Genomic DNA, 21,214 nt, shown 5'->3' on the forward strand with positions numbered 1-21,214 from the left:
GATGGTCAACTCTCGTGTTTTTTCGGCGGTTTGACGTCTCATAGCAAGTGGCGATGAAGCTATTGACAGCCCGTCACATCGCCATCAGACTCCCAGCACTTGCGTGAACGTTACCAATCGCGGCACGGAGGTCAGCTCGATGTCCCAACCCCTTTTGGAAGCCCGGAAGGTGAGCAAGCGCTACGGCCGGGTGCACGCGCTCCAGGGCGCCGACTTCACGGTCCACCCGGGCGAGGTGGTGGCGCTGATCGGCGACAACGGCGCGGGCAAGAGCACCCTCGTCAAGACCCTCTCCGGGTCCACCGCCCCCGACGGCGGCGAGATCCTGGTGGACGGGACGCCCGTCCGGCTCACCGGCCCGCTCGACGCACGGCGCCACGGCGTGGAGACGGTCTACCAGGACCTGGCCCTCGCCCAGGACCTCGACGCGGCCGCCAACCTCCACCTCGGCCGCGAACTGCACCGCCCCGGCCTGCTCGGCCGGCTGGGCGTGCTGGACAACGCGGCGATGCGCCGCTCCGCCGTCGCCGCCTTCGCCGAACTCGGCGTCGACCTGCGGGACGTGACCGTCCCGGTGGCGGCGCTCTCCGGCGGGCAGCGGCAGTCGGTGGCGGTCGCCCGCGCCGTCGCCTTCGCCGGCCGGGTCATCTTCATGGACGAACCCACGGCGGCCCTCGGCGTGGTCCAGCGCGGCCGGGTGCTGGAGACCATCAGGCGCGTCCGCGACCGCGGCATCTCCGTCGTCCTGATCAGCCACAACATGCCGGAGGTGCTCTCGGTCGCCGACCGCGTCGAAGTCCTGCGCCTGGGACGGCGGGTGGCCGTCCTCGACGCCGCCGCCACCTCGGTCGAGGAACTGGTCGGCGCGATGACCGGCGCCCTGGACCCGGCCCAGGACCCGGCCCTCGACCCGGCCCTCGACCCGGAGCCCGCCTCCGGAACGGACGGTGCGGCATGAGCACCCGACCGCCCGGCAGGACCGGCCGCGGGGCGCCGGTCATCGCTCCGACCGCGGACGCCCCCGGACCGCGACGGCCCCGGGCCGCCCTCCCCGGCTGGGCGCGCCGGCTCGCCTCCGCGAACGAGACCTGGACCTCCGGGGTCCTGCTCCTGCTCGTCGCGTTCTTCACCGCCGCCCGGCCCGACACCTTCCTGACCCGCTACGACCTGACCCAGATCGCCACCAACGCCGCGATCTACCTGGTGCTGGGCGTCGGCATGACGTACGTGATCATCGTCGCCGGCATCGACCTGTCGGTCGGCTCGGTGCTGGTCCTCTCCGCCGTGCTGTCGGCCGAGTACACCGTCCACCACGGCGGCGCGGAGGCCGGCTGGGGCACCGTCGCGGTCTCCGCGCTGATCGCGCTGGCGACCGGACTGCTCTGGGGCGCGCTCCAGGGCTGGCTGGTGGCGAAGGCGAAGGTGCCGCCGTTGATCGTCACCCTCGGCGGCTTCGGCGCGGCCCTCGGCATCGCCCAGGTCGTCACCGGCGGCCAGGACCCGACCGGCGCGGTCCCGTCGCGGCTCCAGCACACCGTCGGCTTCGGCAAGCTGTTCGGGCAGGTCCCCTGGCTGGTCGTCATCGCCTTCACCACCACCCTGGTGTTCGGACTGGTCCTCACCCGCACCCGGTTCGGCCGCCACACCTACGCCATCGGCTCCAACCCGGAGGCGGCCCGCCGGGTCGGCATCGACGTGGACCGCCACCTGGTGAAGGTCTACGCCCTGACCGGCCTGCTCGCCGGACTCGGCAGCACCATGTGGCTGGCCTACTTCGGCACCACCTCGATCGCCGGGCACTCCACCGACAACCTGAAGGTCATCACCGCCGTCGTGCTCGGCGGCGCCAGCCTCTTCGGGGGCCGCGGCACCGTGCTCGGCACGGTGATCGGCGTCTTCATCCCCGCCGTGCTCACCACCGGGCTGATCATCATGGACGTCCAGCAGTACTGGCAGGACGTCGCGATCGGCGTCGTCCTGGTCGCGGCGGTGTACCTCGACCAGTTCCGCCGCCGCGGCCGCGAGCGCGGCTGACCGCCTCGACGAGCCCCGGGCACCGCACCGCTCCGCGCACTCCCGCTCCGCGCACCCCCAGTTCCCCAGCCGCAAGTTCCCCAGCCGCAGGAGGAAACCCGCCATGCCCACCACCAGCAGACCGCGCACCCTCGTCCGCTGCTGCGCCGCCCTCGCCCTGACCGCGGCCGCCACCGCCGGCTGCGGCAGCGGCAGCGCAGGCAGCGGCCCGGACGGCGCCAAGGGCGCCACGCTGAAGCTCGTCACCGGCGTCAAGAGCGACCCGTTCTACATCACCATGGCCTGCGCCGCCCAGGACGAGGCGAAGAAGCGGGGCGTCAAGCTCACCGTCGACGGCTCGGCGCAGTGGGACGTCGCCGTGCAGCGTCCCGTCATCGACTCGGTCGGCGCGAGCCGCCCCGACGGGCTGCTGGTCTCGCCGGTCGACACCCAGGCCCTCACGCCGTCGCTGGCGCAGGTGCAGAACGCCGGCACCAAGGTCGTCCTGGTGGACACCGCCGTCAGCGACGCCTCCATCGGCGTCTCCCGGATCTCCTCCGACAACGAGGCCGGAGGGCGGACGGCCGCCAAGGCGCTGGCCGAGCTCATGGGGGACAAGGGCTCCGCCATCGTGATCAGCGTCAAGCCCGGCGTCTCCACCACCGACGCCCGGATCAAGGGCTTCACCGAGGAGATGAAGGCCGGCCATCCGGCGATCACGCTGCTGCCCGTCCTCTACGACAACGACCTGCCCGCGACCGCCGCCTCCCAGATCCAGGCCACCCTGGCCGCCCACCCCGACCTCGGCGGCGTCTTCGCCGGGAACACCAACACCGCGCAGGGCGTCGCCACCGGCCTCCAGGCGGCCGGCCGGCAGGGCGGCGTCAAGGTCGCCGCGTTCGACGCCGAACCCGACGAGGTCACGGCCCTCAAGAACGGCGCCCTGGACATCCTGGTCGCCCAGGACCCGGCCGGCATCGGCACCCAGGGCGTCGACCAGGCGCTCGCCGCCATCGAGGGGAAACCGGTCACCGCGCGGATCGGGACCACGATGGTCGCCATCACCAAGGCGAACCTCGACGACCCCGCGGTCAACAAGTACGTCTACCGGTCCGCCTGCTGACAGCACGTCCGGGCCCGCGTCCGCGCACCGGCTCCGCGGCCGCCGCGGGGACGCGGGCCCGCGCACGGGCGCCGATAGGATGCACTCCCCGACGCCCGGGCCGACCGGCCGGTGCCCGGGGAGCGCGCCGAGGAGGGGACCTGGTGAAGCGCCCGACGATGAAGGACGTGGCCGAGGCCGCCGGGGTCAGTCTGATGACGGTCTCCCGCGTGGTCTCCCACACCCCCGGGGTCTCGCCCGACACCGTTGCCAAGGTCGAACAGGCCGTGCGCAGGCTCGGCTACCAGCGCAACGTCAACGCCCGGAACCTGCGCCAGAAACGGCTCGGCACCTCCACCATCGGCCTGGTCGTGGACGACCTCGCCAACCCCTTCTACGCCCTGATGGCCCGTTCGATCGAGGACGAGGCGCACCGCCGCGGCTGCGTCGTGCTGGTCGGGAGCACCAACGACGAACCGCGCCGGGAGCGCGAGGTGATCGCCGCCTTCACCGCCCGGCAGGTCGACGGCCTGATCGTCGTCCCCACCATCGGCAGCCACGGCTTCCTCCGGTCGGCCATGGAGGCCGGCACCCCGGTGGTCTGCGTGGACCGGCCCGCCGAGGACCTCGACGTGGACACCGTCACGGTCGACAACCGCGACGGCGCCCGGCACGCCGTCACCCACCTGCTCGGCCACGGCCACACCCGGATCGCCTACCTCGGCGACCGCTACGACATCTGGACCCAGCGCGAGCGCTACGCCGGATACCTGGACGCGCTCTCCGCCCACGGCCTGTCCGCCGACCCCGCCCTGGTCCGGCACGGCCTGCGCTCCCACCCGGAGGCCCGGTCCGCCCTCGCCGACCTGCGCGCCCTGGCCGACCCGCCGACCGCGCTGTTCAGCAGCAACGACCTGATCACCCTGGGCGTCCTGGACGCGATGGACGACCCGGACGACCCGGACGACCCGGACGACCCGGACGACCCGGACGGCCCGGACGGCCCGGACGGCCCGCGGGCCGCCGCGCGCCCCCTCCCGATGGCCATCGTCGGCTTCGACGACCTGCCGCTCGCCAAACGGCTCGACCCGCCCCTGACCGTCGTCAGCCAGGACCCGGTGGCGGTCGGCAGCACCGCGGCCAGCCTCCTGTTCTCCCGCATAGCCGGCGACCGCTCCGCCCCGCGCAAGGTCATCCTGCTCACCCGCCTCGTCGAACGCCGCTCCGGGGAGCGGACCGCCCACCGGCCCGAACGGCCCGCCCACCGCCCCGAGCTGCCCGCCGCGTCCTCCTGACCGCTGTGCCGCGGGCTGAAGGCGGGCGCGGCGCTGGCGGTCAACTCCCGGATTTGGCACCGGATTTCGCACCGGCGGGGGAGCCGAGTTCTTCGGGTTCACCATGATCCGCTTTCCGGTGGGTGGGGAGGTGGGTGACCGGCCGGGGACTTCGGATCCTCGACCGGGGCGGATATTCCAACGTTGGAACGAGCGGACAGAACGGCATGCAACCACCGGCCGTGCCGCATGTCCAGACCTCCGGCGAAAGTCCCCGGCCGGCTCGGCCGGGGCGCTGCGGACTCCGCCACGCCCGCCGGGAGGAGGGGCGGCGCGCAGTATTGACTTCATTGGTTCAGTCCAAATAGGTTCACCGCGCAGAATTTGTACTGCACAACTCAACTGCCCCGGAAGGGTTCTGGCGCTCCCTCACCTGCTGCAAGAAGGCCACCGCAGCGCCGTGCGCCACACCCTCCCCCCCGCGTGCACCGGTGGACTTCGGCCCGGGCACGTGCGGGGCACCGGCCCCCCACCGATCCCCCGCGATCGGATCCCCGTTCGGAGGCTGAACACATGCGACCCCAGCAGACACGGACACGACACCGGCGGTGGCGGAGAGCGCTCTCGCTGCTCCCCGCCGCCGCGCTCACGGTGGCCGCCACCATCAGCGCGACGACGGCGGGCACCGCGGTCGCGGCGCCCGCGCCCCCGTCGGGCTTCTCGCTCACCTGGAGCGACGACTTCAACGGCGCCGCCGGGACCGGCATCGACCAGGGCCTGTGGAAGTACGACACCGGACCGGGCAGCAACTTCGGCACCGGTGAGATCGAGACCATGACCAGCAGCACCTCGAACGTCTACTACGACGGCCAGGGCCACCTGGTGCTCCAGGCGCTGCACTCCAGCTCCGACCCGCGCGCCGGCTGGACCTCCGGCCGGGTGGAGACCCAGTCGGCGTCCTTCGGCGCCCCGGCGGGCGGGGTGGTGCGGATGGAGTCCGTCCTCCAGCAGCCCGACGTCAACACCTCCAACGGCGCCGGGTACTGGCCCGCGTTCTGGATGCTCGGCGCGCCGCTGCGCGACGGGGTGACCTGGCCGAAGTCCGGCGAGATCGACGTCATGGAGGACATCAACGGCCGCAGCTCGGTCTTCAGCACCCTCCACTGCGGGGTCAACCCGGGCGGTCCGTGCAACGAGTCCACCGGCATCGGTTCGGGCGAGCGCGCCTGTCCGGGCTGCCAGACCGGCTTCCACGACTACGCGGTGGAGATCGACCGCTCGGTGGCGCCCGAGCAGATCCGGTTCTACCTGGACGGGAGCAACTTCTACACCGTCAACGCCAACCAGGTGGACGCGGCGACCTGGGCCAACGCGGTCGACCACCCGTTCTTCATCATCTACGACCTGGCGATCGGCGGCGGCTTCCCGGACGCCTTCGGCGGCGGCCCGAACGCGGCCACCGTCTCCGGCGGCAAGCTGATCGTCGACTCGGTCGCCGTCTACAACAAGGGACCGGGCTCCGGGGGCGGCGGCGGCACGGTGACGGGCCAGACCATCACCGGGCCGGGCGGCAAGTGCGTGGACGTGGCCGGTGACGACACCGGCGGCGACGGCACGGCCGTGCAGCTGTGGGACTGCCAGTCGGGCGCCAAGGACCAGCACTGGACCTGGAGCGGCCAGACCCTGCAGACCCTCGGCAGGTGCCTGGACATCGCGGGCGGCAACAGCGCCGGCGGCACCAAGCTCCAGCTCGCCACCTGCAACGGCGGCGGCTACCAGAACTGGGTCCGCCAGAACGACGGCTCGCTGCGCAACCCGACCAGCGGCCGGTGCGTCGACTCGCCCTCGGGCGCCACCGCCAACGGCACCCGGCTGCAGATCTGGGACTGCAACGGCTCCGGCGCCCAGAAGTTCGCCATCGGCACCCCGATCTACGGGCCGGGCGGCAAGTGCGTGGACGTGGCCGGTGACGACACCGGCGGCGACGGCACGGCCGTGCAGCTGTGGGACTGCCAGTCGGGCGCCAAGGACCAGAAGTGGACCTGGAGCGGCCAGACCCTGCAGACCCTCGGCAGGTGCCTGGACATCGCGGGCGGCAACAGCGCCGGCGGCACCAAGCTCCAACTCGCCACCTGCAACGGCGGCGGCTACCAGAACTGGGTGGCCAACGGCGACGGTTCGCTGTCGAACCCGACCAGCGGCCGGTGCGTCGACTCGCCCTCCGGCGCCACCGCCAACGGCACCCGGCTGCAGATCTGGGACTGCAACGGCTCCGGCGCCCAGAAGTTCGCCCTGGCCTGAGCGGACGGCCCCGGCGGCGCGGACCCGCACGGGCCCGCGCCGCCGGACGCGCCGGTCCGTGGGCGTTCTCGGCGAGGGCCACCCTCCGCGCCGGACAGGTCTCCGACGGCGGTCAGCGCTTCGGCGAAGGCGCAGCGGTCCTCGTCCTGGTCGAACAGCGCCGAGTGGAAGCGGTCGTGCGGATCGTTTTGCACGTGCACCACGGCGTCGGCGAGGCACTGTTCGTTCCAGGTGTCGGCCGTTCTCCCGGCGTACGCGGCGGCGGTCGCGAGACCGCCCGGGCTCGCCGCGTCCTTGGCCGCCGTCCGGGACCGCGTCGACCGGATCGGGCTGGATCGGGCCGGATCGGGCCGGATCGGGGAGGAGGTGCAGCGCACGGGAGTGACCGCCACCGTCGGGGGCGTCATCCCCGGCGTCACCTCCCTGGCCGCCCCCGTGTTCACCGCGGGCGAGCCCTTCTCCCTCGTCGCCGCCCTGGTGATGCCCGCGCGTGGCCTCACGGAGCGCGACCCGGTCCGCCTCTCGGCGGAGCTGCTGAGCTCGACCCGGGCGATGTCCGAGGTGCCGCGGGACACCCGGTGGACCCGCGCCGCCCGTGGCGCGGCCGTCCCGGCGGGCACGCGGGTGCCGCCCGGTTCGCCGGTGGCGGGGAGCGCCCCGGGCCCGGGGGGTGTCCGGGTCGGGAGCAGGCGGTCAGCCGACGAAGCCGATGATGCCGAAGCCGGGGCGGCCCTCCACCTGGCGGAGCCAGGCGATGACGTCGAAGACGGCCTTGGCCACGTCGGGGTCCAGCGGCGGGGCGTGGTCGTCGCGCTTGGTCTGCTCGAACTGCTCCAGCGCCGCCAGGCACCGCTCGTGCGTCCACTCCCCGCAGGCCGGGTAGTCGAGGCTGCGGGGCAGGCCGGCGGGCAGGCCGCGGTTGTAGCCGAACTCGGCCACCGAGACCTCCGTGATCCGCAGCGCCCGCAGGCCCTCGTCCACGGCGTCCAGCCAGGCGCCCCGGAATGGGGAGAAGCTGGAGTTGTCGAGGAACCGGCCGGTCGTCCAGCACAGCCGCTGGTAGGCGCAGACGTACTGGAAGGCGTGCTCCTGGTCCTCCGAGTAGGGTCCGCCGTTCACCACCGCGCGCAGCGCCTCGGCGGAGGACGGGGCGCCGCGCTCGATCTCGAAGGAGAAGTAGTCGTCGTCCGCGGCCAGTTCGTCACCGTGCCGGTCGTGGACGAGCTGCAGCAGGCGCTCGTCGCCGGAGCCGACCAGGCCCCGGGCGGCGGTGGGGTCGAGCAGGAAGACGTGGAGGGAGGAACTCATGCGGTGCACCCTATGCGCTGCGGCGGACAGCAGGGCGAGGGAGGACCCGGCCCGGATCAACCCGCTTGGGGCGAGGGCCAGTTGCCCGAACGGGCCAGGGTCAGGACCAGGGCCGCGATGTTCCAGGCGTCGTCCGCGCCGCTGTGGTGGCGGCCCTCGAGCGGGAGGCCGGCCAGCTCCAGGGCCTGCGCCATGCCGGGCCGCTTGCGCAGGCCGCGGGCGTCGGTGAAGGCGGCCTTGGCGTTGGTGTGCCACTGGCCGAACGGGTACGCGGTGCCGGTCGCCCGGCACTGGCGGGCGAACTGCTTGCGGTCGTAGTCGCCCCAACTCGCCCACGGCCGCTCGCCCGCCCCGTGCTCGGCGGCCAGCAGGCGGCAGGCGTCCGGGAACGGCAGGCCGGTGTCCACCTCGGACCGGGTGAGGCCGGTCAGCTCGGTGCAGAAGGCGCTGACGGCCGACCGCCGGGGACGGACCAGGATCCGGTGCCGGGCGACCCGTTCGAGCGAGCCGAGGTCCACCACCGTCAGCCCGACCTCGATGATCTCGCTGACCTGGCCGGGCGGCGGCTGCCCGTCCCAGCAGGTGGCCTCGATGTCCACCACGTTCAACAGCCCCTGTTCCATGGGGGGATGGTGTGCGGCGCCCGCCGCCCCGGTCAACCGGATATCGCCCCGGTGGCGCGGTGCCCCGGCAGTTCCTAGCAGCTGGGGCGGGGTCGGGTGGCGCGAAGCGGAAACGATTCACCCGGGGGAGGGGCCGGGGCGGCGGAGCCGTGCGGGGCCGGGCGGCCCGGGGTGATGGTGGGGCGATGGAGACGGGACACGGACCGCACGCGTTCGCCGACGTGGTGGTGCTGACGGCCATCGCCCTGGTACGGGCCGGGGACGGCGGGACGGAGGCGGCGCTGCTGGACGAGTTCGTCGAGCGCCACGGCACCGGCGCCTGCCGGGCGCTGGTCGCCGCGCTGGCGGAACTGGTGGCGCGGCAGGCCGCCGACCGGCAGGTGCTGGCGGAACGGCTGGAGGAGTGGGAGTTCGCGGTGCTGACGGGGACGTACTGGAACCGGTAGCCCCCGCGGCCCCTTCGCGCACCCCGTGGGCGGTGCACGGACCGCCGGTGGTGCGCGGGTCGGGCCTCGCCGGCGGTGCACGGGCCGCCGGTGGTGCGCGGGTTGCGCCTCGTCGGCGGTGTGCGGGTCGGGGCGAGGTGCATCCGGGTGGTGACGGAGATGCACATTGCGTGTCGGGACCGCCATATGACGGCAATGCAATCTTCACGGCTTGGTATCTACCCGCATAGACACCCGGCTGCCACGCTGGCCCGGCACCCTCACCCCGCCCCTTCGCCGAGCCCAGGAGCGCCCCCGTGCAGAATCGTTCCCTCCGCCGTCTCGCCGCCGCCGCGGTCACCGCCGTCCTCGCCGCCGGAGCCGTCACCGCGAGCACCGGCACCGCCCAGGCCGCGCTGCCCACCCCGGTCTCCGCCGCTACCGCCCGCGGCTACCTGGCCCAGCTGACCGTCAAGGCCGAGAACCGCACCGGCTACAGCCGCGACCTCTTCCCGCACTGGATCACCATCTCCGGCAGCTGCAACACCCGCGAGACCGTGCTCAAGCGCGACGGCTCCGGCGTGGTCACCGACGCCAACTGCGCCGCCACCTCCGGGACCTGGTTCTCCCCGTACGACGGCGCCACCTGGCACGCCGCCTCCGACCTGGACATCGACCACCTGGTGCCGCTGGCCGAGGCGTGGGACTCCGGCGCCTCCGCCTGGACCACCGCGCAGCGCCAGGCGTTCGCCAACGACCTGACCCGCCCGCAGCTGATCGCCGTCACCGACAGCGTCAACCAGGCCAAGAGCGACAAGGACCCGGCCGAGTGGCTGCCCTCGGTGACGGGTTACCGCTGCACCTACGTCCGGGCCTGGGTGCAGGTGAAGTACTACTACAAGCTGTCCGTGGACAGCGCCGAGAAGACCGCGCTCACCAACGTCCTCAACGGCTGCTGAGGACCGCACAGTTCGGCCCGGACCGTCCGCGCGGGGGTCTCGGTGCGGACGGTTTGGGGCATTTGTGCCCTCGAATGGCGAAATGTCCGATCGGCGCGTCTTCGTCCTGGTCAAACCCCTTTTCCGGCATGCTTGCTGACGGAAACGACGGGTGGTCGGGTGCGGGCGGAGGGCGGGCGGATGGACAGGCGGAGCTTCCACCGGGCGGGGGTCGCGGCCGGCACCGGGCTGTTCGCGGCCACGACGGGCGGCCGGACGTACGCCGCACCGGCGCACCAGGCGCAGGCGCACGCGTACCCCGCGCCGCCGTACTCCGCCGGCTACCCGGCCCCGGGGTACGCGGAGCCCGGCTACCCGGCACCGGCCTACCTGACGCCGCCGTACGGGCCCTCCGGGTACGGGGCTTCCGGGTACGGGGCCCCGGCGTACCCGGAGCCCGGGTACCCGGCGCCGGGGTACGTGGTGCAGCCGCGGGCGGCCTCGTACGGGTCGGTGCTCTCGGACGGCCTGGTGGCGCCGTGGACGCTGCGGCAGGTGGCCGCGGGCGAGTTGAACATCGGGTACGCGGAGTGCGGCCCGTCCGACGGCCCGGTGGTGGTCTGCCTGCACGGCTGGCCCTACGACATCCACAGCTTCGCCGACGCCGCCCCGCTGCTGGCCGTGCGCGGCTACCGGGTCGTGGTGCCCTACCTGCGCGGCCACGGCCGCACCCGGTTCCGCTCCGAGCGGACCCCGCGCAACGCCCAGCAGGCGGCCGTAGCCCACGACCTGGTCGCACTGCTGGACGCGCTCGGGATCAGCCGCGCCCTGCTCGCCGGATTCGGCTGGGGCGCGCGGACGGCCGCGATCGTCGCCGCGCTGCGGCCCGAACGGGTCCGGGCACTGGTGTCGATCGGCGGCTACCTGATCACCGACGTCCGGGCGCAGGACGAGCCGCTGGACGCGGAGTCCGAACACGCCTGGTGGTACCAGTACTACTTCACCACCGAACGCGGCCGGCGCGCCCTGAACGACCGCCGCCTGCGCCGCGACCTGTGCCGGCTGGTGTGGCAGACGGTCTCGCCGACCTGGCGGTTCGAGGAGGAGGTGTTCGACCGCGCCGCCACCGCCTTCGACAACCCCGACTACCCGGAGATCGTGCTGCACAACTACCGCTGGCGGCTCGGCCTGGCCGACGGCGAACGCCGCTACGACGCGGACGAACGGCGGCTCGCCACCCGGCCGGTGATCACCGTCCCCACCATCACGCTCGACGCGGGCCGCGACCCGTTCACCGCGCCCGGCAGCAGCCGTGCCTACCGCGACCGGTTCGTCGGACCCTACCTGCACCGCACCATCGACGGGATCGGCCACAACCTGCCGCAGGAAGCGCCCGGCGAATTCGTCCGCGCGGTGCTCGACGCCGACCGGCTGTGAGGGCCTTCCGCCAACCCTCCGGCGCAGTACGGCGGTCGGGGCGCGATCGGCGCGGCCCGCACCGCCGGTGCCCCCGCCGGTTCCGGTGCGTAGCATCCTCGGCAGGAACGACGGCACCACACCGGAACCGGCGGGGGAGCACCACATGAGCGAGCAGCGCAGGCACTGGTGGCAGCCCCGCGAGGTCCGCGACCCGCTCCCCGAGCCACCCGCCCCGACCGGCCGACCTACCTTCGACCTGGTGCGCCGCGGCTACGACCGCGCCCAGGTCGACGCCCACCTCGCCCTGCCACCCGCCCAGCGCCCCCGCCCCGCCGCCTTCGACCTCGCCCGCCACGGCTACGACCGCGCCCAGGTCGACCGGGCCCTGGCCGCCGAGTCCTGAACGGCGGGCCCGACCGGGCGCCCGCCAGCTGGGCGGAGCTGCTCCACGACCGCTCCGGGCCGCTGCCGGTCGACGACCGGGGCCGCTGGAACGAACGGTGCGAACAGGAGGTCGCCGTGACGCCCGCGCAGCTGATCGCGGCCGCCGACGGCAGCCCCGTCGGCACCGGGCACCGGCCCACCGCCGCACCCCCCGGCCGGGAACCGGCCCGCCGCCCGCGCACCGCCACCGGCCCCGCCGAGCGCTGCACCCGGTACGGCCCCCACCTGCCGCGGAGCCGCCCGCACCCCGACATCGCCCTCGTCCCGCTGCCCGCAGCCACCGGCGAGGTCTGGCCCGCGACGACCCGCGGCCACCCTCGTCCGGGGCCCGCAACGCCCCGGCCCGGGCAGGATCGTGACACGGCGTCAGGCGGCGGGGGCGGTGGGTTGCTCGGGGGCGGGGGAGGGGTGGTGGGCCGTCTCGGTCCGGCGGGCGGTTTCGGTGAGCCAGGTCCGGAAGTGTTCGAACGACAGCGGGGGAGAGGGCGGGAAGTCCGGCCGCAGCGGGTCCGCGGGGAGGAAGGCCGCCCGGCAGCCCCGGCACAGCCAGGCCGCCTGCCAGAGCGCGTACACGGGGCGCCACTGCTGCCGGGTGGCCGGCCAGGTGCCCGCGGCCTGGTGGCGGCGGTCCGCCGCGCGGCGCAGTGCCGTACTCGCCCGGTAGAGGGCCACGGTGACCGCGGCCCGGCAGAGGAGGGAGAGCAGGGCGTGGACCGGCCCTCCGGCTTCCGACCGGACCAGCAGGACGAGGGCGTCCAGGGTCGACAGCGCCGAGAGCACCGCGAGCAGGAGCAGGACGGTCGAGGTGCGACTCCTGGCGACGGGTTCGTCCGGGACGGCCAGCAGCTTGCGGGTCGGCCGGTCCAGCCGGGTCTCGCGGTCCCGCAGGGCGGCCGGGACGGGCACGGTGAGGTCGGCCAGCGCGCACGCGGGACAGGTGGCGGCCATCGGGAGCAGCTCCAGGGCGTCGGGTGCCGGACGGGGAAGAACCGGCCGGTCGGGCCAGCACTATAGGACCACCGGGAGGAGCACGCGGCGCCGGACCACCCGCCGGACAAGGCCGTGGGCGCACCGTCCCTGCACGGCTGAAGGTTGAAGGCTCAAGACCGAAGAGGGGCTCTCCGATCGTGACAGGCGCACCGCACCCGCTGCTGGCGTACTTCCTGGCCGCCGCCGACGGCCGCTTCCCGCCCGCGGACGGCCGGGTCACGGTGCTGCCACCGCTGCCCGGCGGCCTGGAGTGCTCGGTGGCGTTCACCGGGCACGCCGTCGTCGCCACCGCCCTCGGCGCCCGCCGGGTCGCCGCGGCCGGGGCGGACGGCTACGGCGGCTCGCTCGCCCCCGGCTTCCTGCTGCACCTGGCCGGCCCCGGCGGCTGGATCGGCGTCACCGACGCCACCCTCACCGCCCGGGCCACCGGCGGCCCGCCCCGCCTCCCCACCCGCACCGACCAGGACGACCACCCCCGGGTCCGCTTCGCCCGCGACCAGCGCGCCGACGTCACCGTCCACGGCGACGAACGCGGCCTCGTCACCCTCGCCCACGGCCTGGCCGGCCGCCACGAACTCAGTATCGAACTGCACGACACCCGACCCGACAGCCGCGGCCACGGCCGCTCCCTGCTCCGCGACGCCCTGACCCTGCTGCCCGCCGGCACCCCCGTCTTCGCCGCCGTCGCCCCCGGCAACGCCCGCTCCCTGCGGGCCTTCCTGGCCTGCGGCTTCACCCCCGTCGGCAGCGAAGTCGTGCTGCGCCCCGGTCAGTCCAGGCCGTCGGCGGGGTCCGGGTCGGCGGGGCCGGGCACGCCGCTGTAGGCGGGGGCGAAGAGGACCAGGGCGACCAGGTCCTCGGTGATGTCGTGGAAGCGGTGCGGTTCGCGGGCCGGGACGAAGAGGGAGGTGCCGGGGGCGACGTCGACGGTGCGGGCGCCGGAGGTGAAGCGGGCGCGGCCCCGGGTGACGACGTAGACCTCGTCCTGGAGGTGGGGGGACTGGTCGTCGGTGGAGCCCGCGGGCAGGGAGTAGGTGCCGAAGCTCAGCGCGGGGACGCTCAGGTGCTCCGCGTAGTGGGGCGAGCCGTCCGGGGCGGGGCGGAAGTGACCGCTGTCGATGATCTCCATGACGGCCGATCCTCGCACGGGGCAGGGGTGCGGGGGGAGGCGCGACGGGGGACGGGCGGAGGCGGAGGCGCGCCGGGCCGGGGCGTGGCGGCGGGTCAGCCGAGGTGGGTGAAGGTGTCCGGGACGGGCAGGGTGGTCCAGCGGTCGGCGGGCCAGAGCAGGACGCGGGCGCGGCCGATGACGTCGTCGACCGGGACGAAGCCGCCCGCCGGGTTGTGGAGTTGCTGGTAGCGGGAGTCGCGGGAGTCGTTGCGGTGGTCGCCCATCACCCACAGGAAGCCCGCCGGGACCTTGACGGTGCCGACCGGGAAGTCGTCGCAGGGGGTGGAGCCGGGGTAGAGGTAGGGCTCGTCCAGGGCGGTGCCGTTGACCTTCAGCGGTTGGCCCGCGTTGCACTCGACGGTGTCGCCGCCGACCCCGATCACCCGTTTGATCAGGTCCTTCTCGTCGGCGGCGGGCATCAGGCCGAGGTGGCTCAGCACGCCCTGCAGGACGCCGCCGGAGCCGGTCGGCCCGGTCAGCCAGCCGCCGGGGTCCTCGAAGACCACCACCTCGCCGCGGTGCGGCCGCTCGCCGAGCCAGGGGCTGAACTTGTCGACCGCGACCCGGTCGCCCTTCTGCAGGGTGCCCATCATGGAGCCGGACGGGATCACGAACACCTGCACCAGGAAGGTCTTGATCAGCAGGGAGAGCAGCAGCGCGACGGCCACGCAGCCCAGCACCGTCCGGGTCCGGGAGGGGCCGAACACCCGGCGCCGGAACCGGAACCGGCGCCGGAACCGGTTCTCCGGCCCGGGGGCGGGGACAGCGGGGACGAGGTCGGGGCCTGCGGTGGTCACGGCGGCTCCCGCCCGGGCGGTCGGGCCGTCCCGGGGCGGGGTCGGCGGCGGTCGGCTCGGCGGCCATCGTACGTTCACCGCACGTGTGCCCGGCGTAAGGTGACGCCCTCCCGGGGGCGGGCCGCCGGGGACGCAGGTGTGCCGCGACCCGTCCCCCAACCGGTCGCGGCACACCCGTCTCACTGGGCCCTGCTGTTGTCGCCGTTCACGTGCTCCGGGTGGCTACAGGCGCTGCCACAGGGCCGGGACGACGTCGGGCGTCCAGGTGCTCTGCGAGGTGTGGGCCTGCAGGCACTTGTAGCTGACGCCGTTGTAGGTGACCACGTCGCCCGCGTTGTAGGCCACGCCCGCGGCCCAGGTGCCGCCGCCGGTGCCGCCGCCGTTGACCACCAGGGTGTAGCCGGTGGTGTGGGTGGCGGAGGGGCCGGTGCCGGTGACCGTGACGGTGTAGGTGCCGGCGGGGGTGGAGGAGGAGGTGGAGACCGTCATGGTCGCGCTGCCGCCGCTGGTGACGGAGGACGGGCTGAACGAGACGGTGGCGCCGGACGGGGCGCCGCTCGCGGTCAGCGACACGCTCTGCGCGCTGCCGGAGCTGGTCGAGGTGGCGACGGTGGCGGTGGCCGCCGAGCCCGCCTGGACGGTGCCGGTGGCCGGGTTCACCGCGAGGGTGAAGTCGTTGACCGGGGTGGTCGTCCCGCCGACCGAGGTCTTCCAGATCGCGTACGCCACGCCGTCGGCGTTCCGGTTCAGCACCGTCGCGTTGACGTTGGAGGTGGTGTCGCACGCGGAGTGGTAGCAGGAGTCGTAGGACGCGTACGCGGTGCCGCCCCACTTGCCGGCCTGGGCCGCCGTCTTGGTGGCGTCGGCGCCCGCGGCGTAGCCGGAGGTCGGGATGCCGCCCTGCTGGAAGGAGTAGTCGTCGGAACGGCCCTGGCCCTCGACGTTCTCCTCCGGCTGGAGGTTCAGCGAGTCCCAGTACGCCTTGAGCGGCGCGGCGGTGGCCGAGTTGACGTTGTTGATGAAGTAGCCGGCGTTGGGGGAGCCGACCATGTCGAAGTTGTAGTAGCCCTTGATCGCGGAGCGCTGGGCGGAGGAGAGCTGGCCCACGTAGTACTGCGAGCCCTGCAGGCCCTGCTCCTCACCGGCCCACCAGGCGAACCGGACGTGCTTGCTCATGGTCGGGTTCTGCTGCGCCAGGGCGAGCGCGTTCTCCAGCAGGACGGCCGAGCCGGAGCCGTTGTCGTTGATGCCCGGGCCGGCCGAGACCGAGTCCAGGTGCGCGCCGAACATGGTGACCTGGTCGGACGGGCCGCCCGGCCAGTCGGCGATCAGGTTGTTGGCGGTGTAGGTGCAGGAGGTGCAGGTCTGCTCGGTGACGGTGTAGCCCGCCGCCTGCAGCTTGCCCTTCACGTACGCCAGCGACTGGCTGTAACCGGCGCTGCCGGCCCGGCGGTTGCCGCCGTTCTGCTGCGCGATGGTGTACAGCTGGCTCAGGTGCGCCTGCACCTTGGCCACGTCGATGTCGGGCGCCGAGCCGCCGGGGTTGCCCCCGCCGCCGACCGTCAGCTGGTACTGCGCGGTGTGGGTGGCCGGGCCGGAGCCGGTCACGGTCAGGGTGTAGGTGCCCGCCGGGGTGTTCGCGCCGACGTTGACGCTCAGCGTCGCCGAGCCGCCGGACTGCACGGTGGACGGCGAGACCGTCGCGGTGGTGCCGCCGGGCGCGCCGGTCACCGACAGCGAGACGTTCGCGGCCGAGCCGGAGGTGACGGCGGTGGAGACGGTCGCGCTGGTCGAGCCGCCCGCCTGGACGGTGCCCGCGGACGGGTTCAGCGCCAGCGAGTAGTCGCTGGTCGGGGACGCGGTGCAGGTCGGGTCGCCGGTCTGGGCCGGCACGCTGACGGCGTCCCAGGCGGCCTTGGTGCGGTTGAAGAAGTTGCAGGTCGCGTCGAGGTTCTTGGCCGCGGTCAGGGTCGCGGTCCGGTACCTCTTGTACGTCATGCCGCTGGTCTTGAGCAGCATGCCGCCGTAGAAGACCCGGCCCGCGTCGCGGATGCCGATGCCGGTGACGGACGAGGAGTTGCAGGTCGGGCTGGACGGCTTGCCGCCGCCCGGGTTGGAGCCCTCGGCCAGCAGGTAGAACCAGTGGTTCAGCGGGCCGGCCGCCGCGTGCTCCTCGGTGTTGGGGATCGAGGAGGAGTAGCAGTTCGGGTTGCCGGAGATCTGCGAGGGGTTGTACATCACCCGGATCGGGCCCTGCCCGACCAGGTTGATCATCTCGCCGACGGTGTAGTCCGGGGAGTCGTACGGGGCCGGCTCGTTGGCGTACGCCTCGGTCAGCGCGCCCATGATGTCGCCGGTGCCCTCGCCCAGGCCCGCCTCGTTGTTGGCGCCGCCCGGCGTGTACTGGTCGATGCCGTGGCCGAACTCGTGGCCCACCACGTCGATCGCGGCGATCCACTCGTTGGACTGGCTGTGGCCGATCGAGATGGTCGAGCCGTCCCAGTACGCGTTGACGTCGTTCAGGCCGACCTTGACCGGCCAGCTGCCGCCGTTGCCGTTGTGGCCGTTGCGGCCCAGCCAGTCGCGGAGCATGTCCCACTCCTTCTGCGCCGCGAACATCGCGTCGGCGCAGCCGGTCTCCTTGGAGGTGGCAGCACCCGTGCCCCAGGAGTCGGTGGACTTGCTGAAGACCTGGCCGGTCGAGTAGTCCGAACAGCTCAGGCCCGGACGGGTGGAGTCGCGCAGCGAGTACGAGCCCGCCGAGCCGCTGGTGTTGATGGTCAGGCCCGCCGGGCCGTTCCACTTGCTGTTGATGGTGCCGGCCCGCACGTCGTCGTAGCTGTCGGCGACCTTGCCGGTCACCGCGTCCACGAACACGTGCAGGTGGCTGGGCCGGTTCTCGGCCGAACCGGTCAGCACCGACTCCCAGGCCAGCCGGGAGGTGCCGTCCTTGACCCGCACCACCAGGCGCGGGGCCTCGGCCGAGTCGACCCTCGCCAGCTGCCCGCGGGCGGTCCGCTCGGCGGCCGCGGCGCTCACCTTCGCCCTGGTCGGCACGCCGACCGGGCCGGACGCGGCGTTCTGCACGGCGCGGACCTTGCCCTGGCCGTCGGCGAGCACCACCGCGTCGCCGCCGACCACCGGCAGGCCCTTGTAGCTGCGCTCGTAGGAGACCGAGTACAGGCCGTTCAGGAACTGCGTGACGCCGCGGCGCTCGTAGCTCTCGTCCGGTCCCTTGGCCAGCGCGTCCAGCCCGGCCGACGCCGCCAGGTCCGCCGCGGAGACGGCGGCGGCCAGCGGAGTGGGGGCCGGTGGGGCGGGGGGAGGCGCGGCGTTCGCCTGTCCGGCGAAACCACCGAGCATGCCGCCCAGCACGGCCAGGGTGGTGCCGGCGGTCAGCAATCTGCGTTTCATCAGAGCTCCTCAGCTCCTCGGATGTGGGGGTGCCCGGAACCCTCACACCGTCGCCATGGCCCGGTCAACGCTCGGGACAATCCTCGGCACGTGATGGCAAATTCCGTCAAAGGCGTTGATCTAGAAGGCAATTGACCCCGCACCGGCAAGGGTTCCGGGCACCCCCGCGCAGGGTCCCAGCAAGGGCGATGGCAAAGAAGAGGTACAGACCACACCATGTACGGGGCCCGTCCCCGCCCGGTACGGTCTCGGTAGCAGGAGCACAACCGGAACCGGGAGAGGTGTCGGCGCATGCTGGGAGCACCCAACCCGGTCGAACTGCCGGACGGCGGGAGCCGGCAGGAGTTCGGCGCCCTGCTGCGCCACTGGCGCCGCCACGCCGGCTGGACCCAGGCCCAACTCGGCGCCGCCGTCGGCTACGACCACACCGCCGTCAGCCGCCTCGAGCACGGCGCCCGCCGCGCCACCCCCCGCCTGGTCCGGCAGCTCGACGAACTCCTCGGCAGCAGCGGCGAACTCACCCGCTGCCACGCCCGCGCCGAGAGCGCCGAAGGCGACCGCCCCGCCCTCCCCCCGCACCTGCTGCGCCCCCCGCTGCCCCCCGGCGCCGGCCCCGTCCCCGCCGCCGACCCCGCCGACCCCTGCCCCGCCACCCTCCCCGACCACGACGTCCAGTGCCCGCTGCACGGCGCCACCGGCTGCCACCTCCCGCCGCCCGCCACCGCCCTCGCCCTGCACGCCGCGTTCTGCGCCGACCCCGCCGCCCCCCTCGACACCGACACCGTGCACGCCCTCGCCGCCGTCCTCGGCGCCCAACTCCACAGCGCCGAACGGGCCCTGCGCGAACGCGCGGTCGGCGAACGCGGCCCCGGCACCGTCATCGAAGGCACCCTGCGCGCCGTCGTCGCCCGCCTCGCCGACGCCCCCACCCGCCACCGCCGGGTACTGGCCCGGCTCGCCGCCGAGTACTCCCACGCCGCCGGCAGCCTGCGCCTGCACGGCGGCCGCCCCGCCACCGCGATGGCCTGCTTCGACCGCGCCCTCGGCTGGGCCGCGCTGGCCGGCGACGCCACCACCCAGGCCGCCGCCCTCAGCGACATGGCCGTCCTCGGCCTGCTCGACGACGACCCCGCCGCGGCCGGCGACTACGCCCGCGAGATCCGCCGCGCCGCCCCCGGCCGCCCCTGGTCCGACGCCCTCGCCACCCTCGGCGAGGCCCGCGCCACCGCCCTGGCCGGCGACATCCGCGCCACCGTCCGGCACATCGGCCGCGCCCGCCAGCACCTCGACCGGCCCGCCACCGTCGGCACCGAGGACCACGTCCCCTGGCTCGCCCCCGCCGCCCTGCGCCTGCGGGTCGAATCCGGTTCCTCCGCCGCCCTGCGCGACCTGGCCGCCGCCACCGCCGACCCCCGCCTCGCCCATCGCGCACTGACCGCCGCCACCGCCGCCCTCGACCTGCTCGGCGACGGCCGACTGCCCGCCGCCCGCACCATGCTCACCGTCCGGGCCGCCGACTGCCACCTGTGCGCCGACGACCCGCACACCGCCCTCGCCACCCTCGCCCCCGTCCTCGACGGCGCCCCGCTGCCCGCCCTGGTCCGCCACGAACTGCGCGGCCTGCGCGACCGCCTCACCGCCGGCGCCGACCGCTGGGGCCCCGCCGCCACCGAGGCGGCCGCCCGGCTCGGCGCCGCGATCTGACGCGCCGTCAGGCGGAGTGACGGGCCGTCGGGCGGAGTGACGGGCCGTCGGGCGGGGTGGCGGGCCGTCGGGTGGAGTGACGGTGGGCGGGGAAACCCGGTGCGCCGGAACGGCGCCGGAGCGCAGACTCGGCGGATGGAACCCGACGCCGCCACGACCGCCGCCGCCTTCGGGCTGGGCCGCCCGCTGGGCCCCTGGCGCCCGCTGGACAACGGGGGCGCCCCGACCGACAGCCGGCGACTCGACACCACCCGGGGGCGGTGGACGGTCCGCACCGGCCGCCTGCACAGCGACTGGCACCACGAACAGGCCCGCCGGGTGCACCGCCTGCAACGGGCCGCCCGCGCCGCGGGCATCGCCATGCCGCCCCCCGTCCCACCCCCGGCCCCCGCCGTCGGCTACTGGCACCGGCCCGCCCCGGACGCACCGGAGGTGGTCCGGGTCAGCGGCTGGCTGGACGGCCACGACCTGCGCGGGCCCGGCGCCGGGCCCGAAGCCCCGGCCGCCGCCGGCTGGGTCGGCCGCACCCTGGCCCGGATCGCCCGGCTGGACACCGGCGGCGGCACCCCCGAACCACCCCACCCCCTCGCCGAGTGGCAGCAGTGGGTGGCCGAGGCCGAAGCGGGCGGACTCCCCGTCGCCGCACCGGCCCGCGCCCTGCTCCCCGCCGTCGCCGACGCCACCGCACTGGTCACCGACGCGCAGCGCACCGCCCCCGCCGCCGTCCTGGTGCACGGCGACACCTCCCGGGCGAACGTGCTGCGCACCCCCGACGGTTACGCGCTGATCGACTGGGAGACGGCCCGGCTCGAAGTCCCCTGGTGGGAGGCGGTGGACGTGGCCCTCCGGTTCGCCACCCCCTCCAACGGCCCCACCGTCGCCCCCGACCCCCGGACGGTCCGCCCGCTGCTCACCGCCTACCTGGACGCCGGCGGCCCGCCCGGACCCGCCGACCCCACCGCCTTCGCGGGCCTGCTGCGCAGCCAACTCGCGTTCACCGCCTGGTGCCTGTGGCTGGCCCTCGGCCACCGCGCCGCCACCCCCGAACAGCGCGCCTTCGGACTGCGCCAGGTCACCGCCACCGCCCGCGACCTGCCCCGGGTCCTCCGCTCGCTGGCGGACTGGACCGCCCTGCTGCGCTGAACCCGCCCGGTCGCCCGTCCGCCCGCCCGTCCGCCCGTCCGCCCGTCCGCCCGTCCGCCCGTCCGCCCGTCCGCCCGTCCGCCCGTCCGCTCGCGCCGGACCATTACCTCGTCTTGGGAAAGGCATATGATCTCCCCGTCACGTCGGC

The 21,214-nt window shown here is 74.5% G+C and carries 18 protein-coding genes; 12 read left to right on the forward strand and 6 right to left on the reverse strand.

From position 1 onward, the window contains the following. Positions 1–139 precede the first annotated feature (139 nt). The 5 genes from EDD39_RS36370 to EDD39_RS36390 all read left to right on the forward strand — a co-directional run bounded on the left by EDD39_RS36370 (position 140) and on the right by EDD39_RS36390 (position 6,690). Positions 140–958 carry an ATP-binding cassette domain-containing protein gene (locus EDD39_RS36370; protein WP_123563842.1) on the forward strand — a complete coding sequence of 273 codons (819 nt, stop codon included), beginning with the start codon at positions 140–142 and terminating at the stop codon, positions 956–958. After that, the gene (locus EDD39_RS36375) at positions 955–2,034 is read left to right on the forward strand and encodes an ABC transporter permease (RefSeq protein ID WP_123563843.1); all 1,080 of its coding nucleotides are present in this window, start codon (positions 955–957) and stop codon (positions 2,032–2,034) included. Before EDD39_RS36370 ends, EDD39_RS36375 begins: the two co-directional genes overlap by 4 nt. A gap of 103 nt (positions 2,035–2,137) precedes the next feature. Further along, entirely contained in the window at positions 2,138–3,136 is a 999-nt protein-coding gene (locus EDD39_RS36380; protein ID WP_123563844.1) for an ABC transporter substrate-binding protein, read from the forward strand. Positions 3,137–3,279: 143 nt separating this feature from the next. Then, entirely contained in the window at positions 3,280–4,410 is a 1,131-nt protein-coding gene (locus tag EDD39_RS36385; RefSeq protein WP_244257490.1) for a LacI family DNA-binding transcriptional regulator, read from the forward strand. Positions 4,411–4,962: 552 nt separating this feature from the next. Then, positions 4,963–6,690 carry a ricin-type beta-trefoil lectin domain protein gene (locus EDD39_RS36390; protein ID WP_123563845.1) on the forward strand — a complete coding sequence of 576 codons (1,728 nt, stop codon included), beginning with the start codon at positions 4,963–4,965 and terminating at the stop codon, positions 6,688–6,690. A 693-nt stretch (positions 6,691–7,383) separates the two neighbouring features. Here EDD39_RS36390 and EDD39_RS36395 read toward each other — a convergent pair. After that, a complete protein-coding gene (locus EDD39_RS36395; RefSeq protein WP_123563846.1) occupies positions 7,384–7,998 on the reverse strand; it encodes a DUF7691 family protein in 615 nt (204 codons plus the stop codon). 56 nt (positions 7,999–8,054) lie between these two features. Continuing rightward, on the reverse strand, positions 8,055–8,621 hold the full coding sequence (locus EDD39_RS36400) for a 3'-5' exonuclease (RefSeq protein ID WP_123563847.1): 567 nt from the start codon (positions 8,619–8,621) through the stop codon (positions 8,055–8,057). A gap of 185 nt (positions 8,622–8,806) precedes the next feature. Here EDD39_RS36400 and EDD39_RS36405 point away from each other — a divergent pair, with 185 nt between their 5' ends. The 4 genes from EDD39_RS36405 (at position 8,807) to EDD39_RS40045 (ending at position 11,806) form a co-directional block, all read left to right on the forward strand. Next, positions 8,807–9,067, forward strand: a complete 261-nt coding sequence (locus EDD39_RS36405) for a hypothetical protein (protein ID WP_123563848.1) — start codon at positions 8,807–8,809, stop codon at positions 9,065–9,067. A 296-nt stretch (positions 9,068–9,363) separates the two neighbouring features. After that, a complete protein-coding gene (locus EDD39_RS36410) occupies positions 9,364–10,005 on the forward strand; it encodes an HNH endonuclease family protein (protein ID WP_123563849.1) in 642 nt (213 codons plus the stop codon). 180 nt (positions 10,006–10,185) lie between these two features. After that, positions 10,186–11,421 (forward strand): alpha/beta fold hydrolase, encoded by a 1,236-nt coding sequence (locus EDD39_RS36415; protein WP_244257491.1) that lies wholly within the window; start codon positions 10,186–10,188, stop codon positions 11,419–11,421. 241 nt (positions 11,422–11,662) lie between these two features. Further along, positions 11,663–11,806, forward strand: coding sequence for a hypothetical protein (locus EDD39_RS40045; RefSeq protein WP_162870333.1), 144 nt, complete (start codon positions 11,663–11,665; stop codon positions 11,804–11,806). Between the two features lie 407 nt (positions 11,807–12,213). Here the strand turns inward: EDD39_RS40045 and EDD39_RS36425 are convergent, their stop codons facing one another. After that, positions 12,214–12,795, reverse strand: a complete 582-nt coding sequence (locus EDD39_RS36425; protein WP_123563851.1) for a hypothetical protein — start codon at positions 12,793–12,795, stop codon at positions 12,214–12,216. Between the two features lie 179 nt (positions 12,796–12,974). Here EDD39_RS36425 and EDD39_RS36430 point away from each other — a divergent pair, with 179 nt between their 5' ends. Further along, positions 12,975–13,661, forward strand: coding sequence for an N-acetyltransferase (locus EDD39_RS36430; RefSeq protein ID WP_123563852.1), 687 nt, complete (start codon positions 12,975–12,977; stop codon positions 13,659–13,661). Here the strand turns inward: EDD39_RS36430 and EDD39_RS36435 are convergent. The 3 genes from EDD39_RS36435 to EDD39_RS36445 form a co-directional block, all read right to left on the reverse strand. Next, positions 13,607–13,966: a cupin domain-containing protein gene (locus EDD39_RS36435; RefSeq protein WP_123563853.1), complete on the reverse strand. Its 360-nt coding sequence runs from the start codon at positions 13,964–13,966 to the stop codon at positions 13,607–13,609. The genes EDD39_RS36430 and EDD39_RS36435 overlap by 55 nt on opposite strands. Before the next feature lie 95 nt (positions 13,967–14,061). After that, on the reverse strand, positions 14,062–14,805 hold the full coding sequence (gene lepB / locus EDD39_RS36440) for a signal peptidase I (protein WP_123563854.1): 744 nt from the start codon (positions 14,803–14,805) through the stop codon (positions 14,062–14,064). Positions 14,806–15,027: 222 nt separating this feature from the next. Beyond that, complete coding sequence (locus EDD39_RS36445; protein ID WP_123563855.1) at positions 15,028–18,219, reverse strand: M28 family peptidase; 3,192 nt, start codon at positions 18,217–18,219, stop codon at positions 15,028–15,030. A 291-nt stretch (positions 18,220–18,510) separates the two neighbouring features. Between EDD39_RS36445 and EDD39_RS39155 the strand changes: the two genes are divergently transcribed. Both EDD39_RS39155 and EDD39_RS36455 read left to right on the forward strand, forming a co-directional pair. Then, a complete protein-coding gene (locus tag EDD39_RS39155) occupies positions 18,511–19,923 on the forward strand; it encodes a helix-turn-helix domain-containing protein (RefSeq protein ID WP_123821255.1) in 1,413 nt (470 codons plus the stop codon). Positions 19,924–20,058: 135 nt separating this feature from the next. Further along, a complete protein-coding gene (locus tag EDD39_RS36455; RefSeq protein ID WP_123563856.1) occupies positions 20,059–21,066 on the forward strand; it encodes an aminoglycoside phosphotransferase family protein in 1,008 nt (335 codons plus the stop codon). The last annotated feature ends 148 nt before the right edge of the window (positions 21,067–21,214 follow it).

This window comes from Kitasatospora cineracea (genome assembly GCF_003751605.1).
Taxonomy (GTDB): domain Bacteria; phylum Actinomycetota; class Actinomycetes; order Streptomycetales; family Streptomycetaceae; genus Kitasatospora; species Kitasatospora cineracea.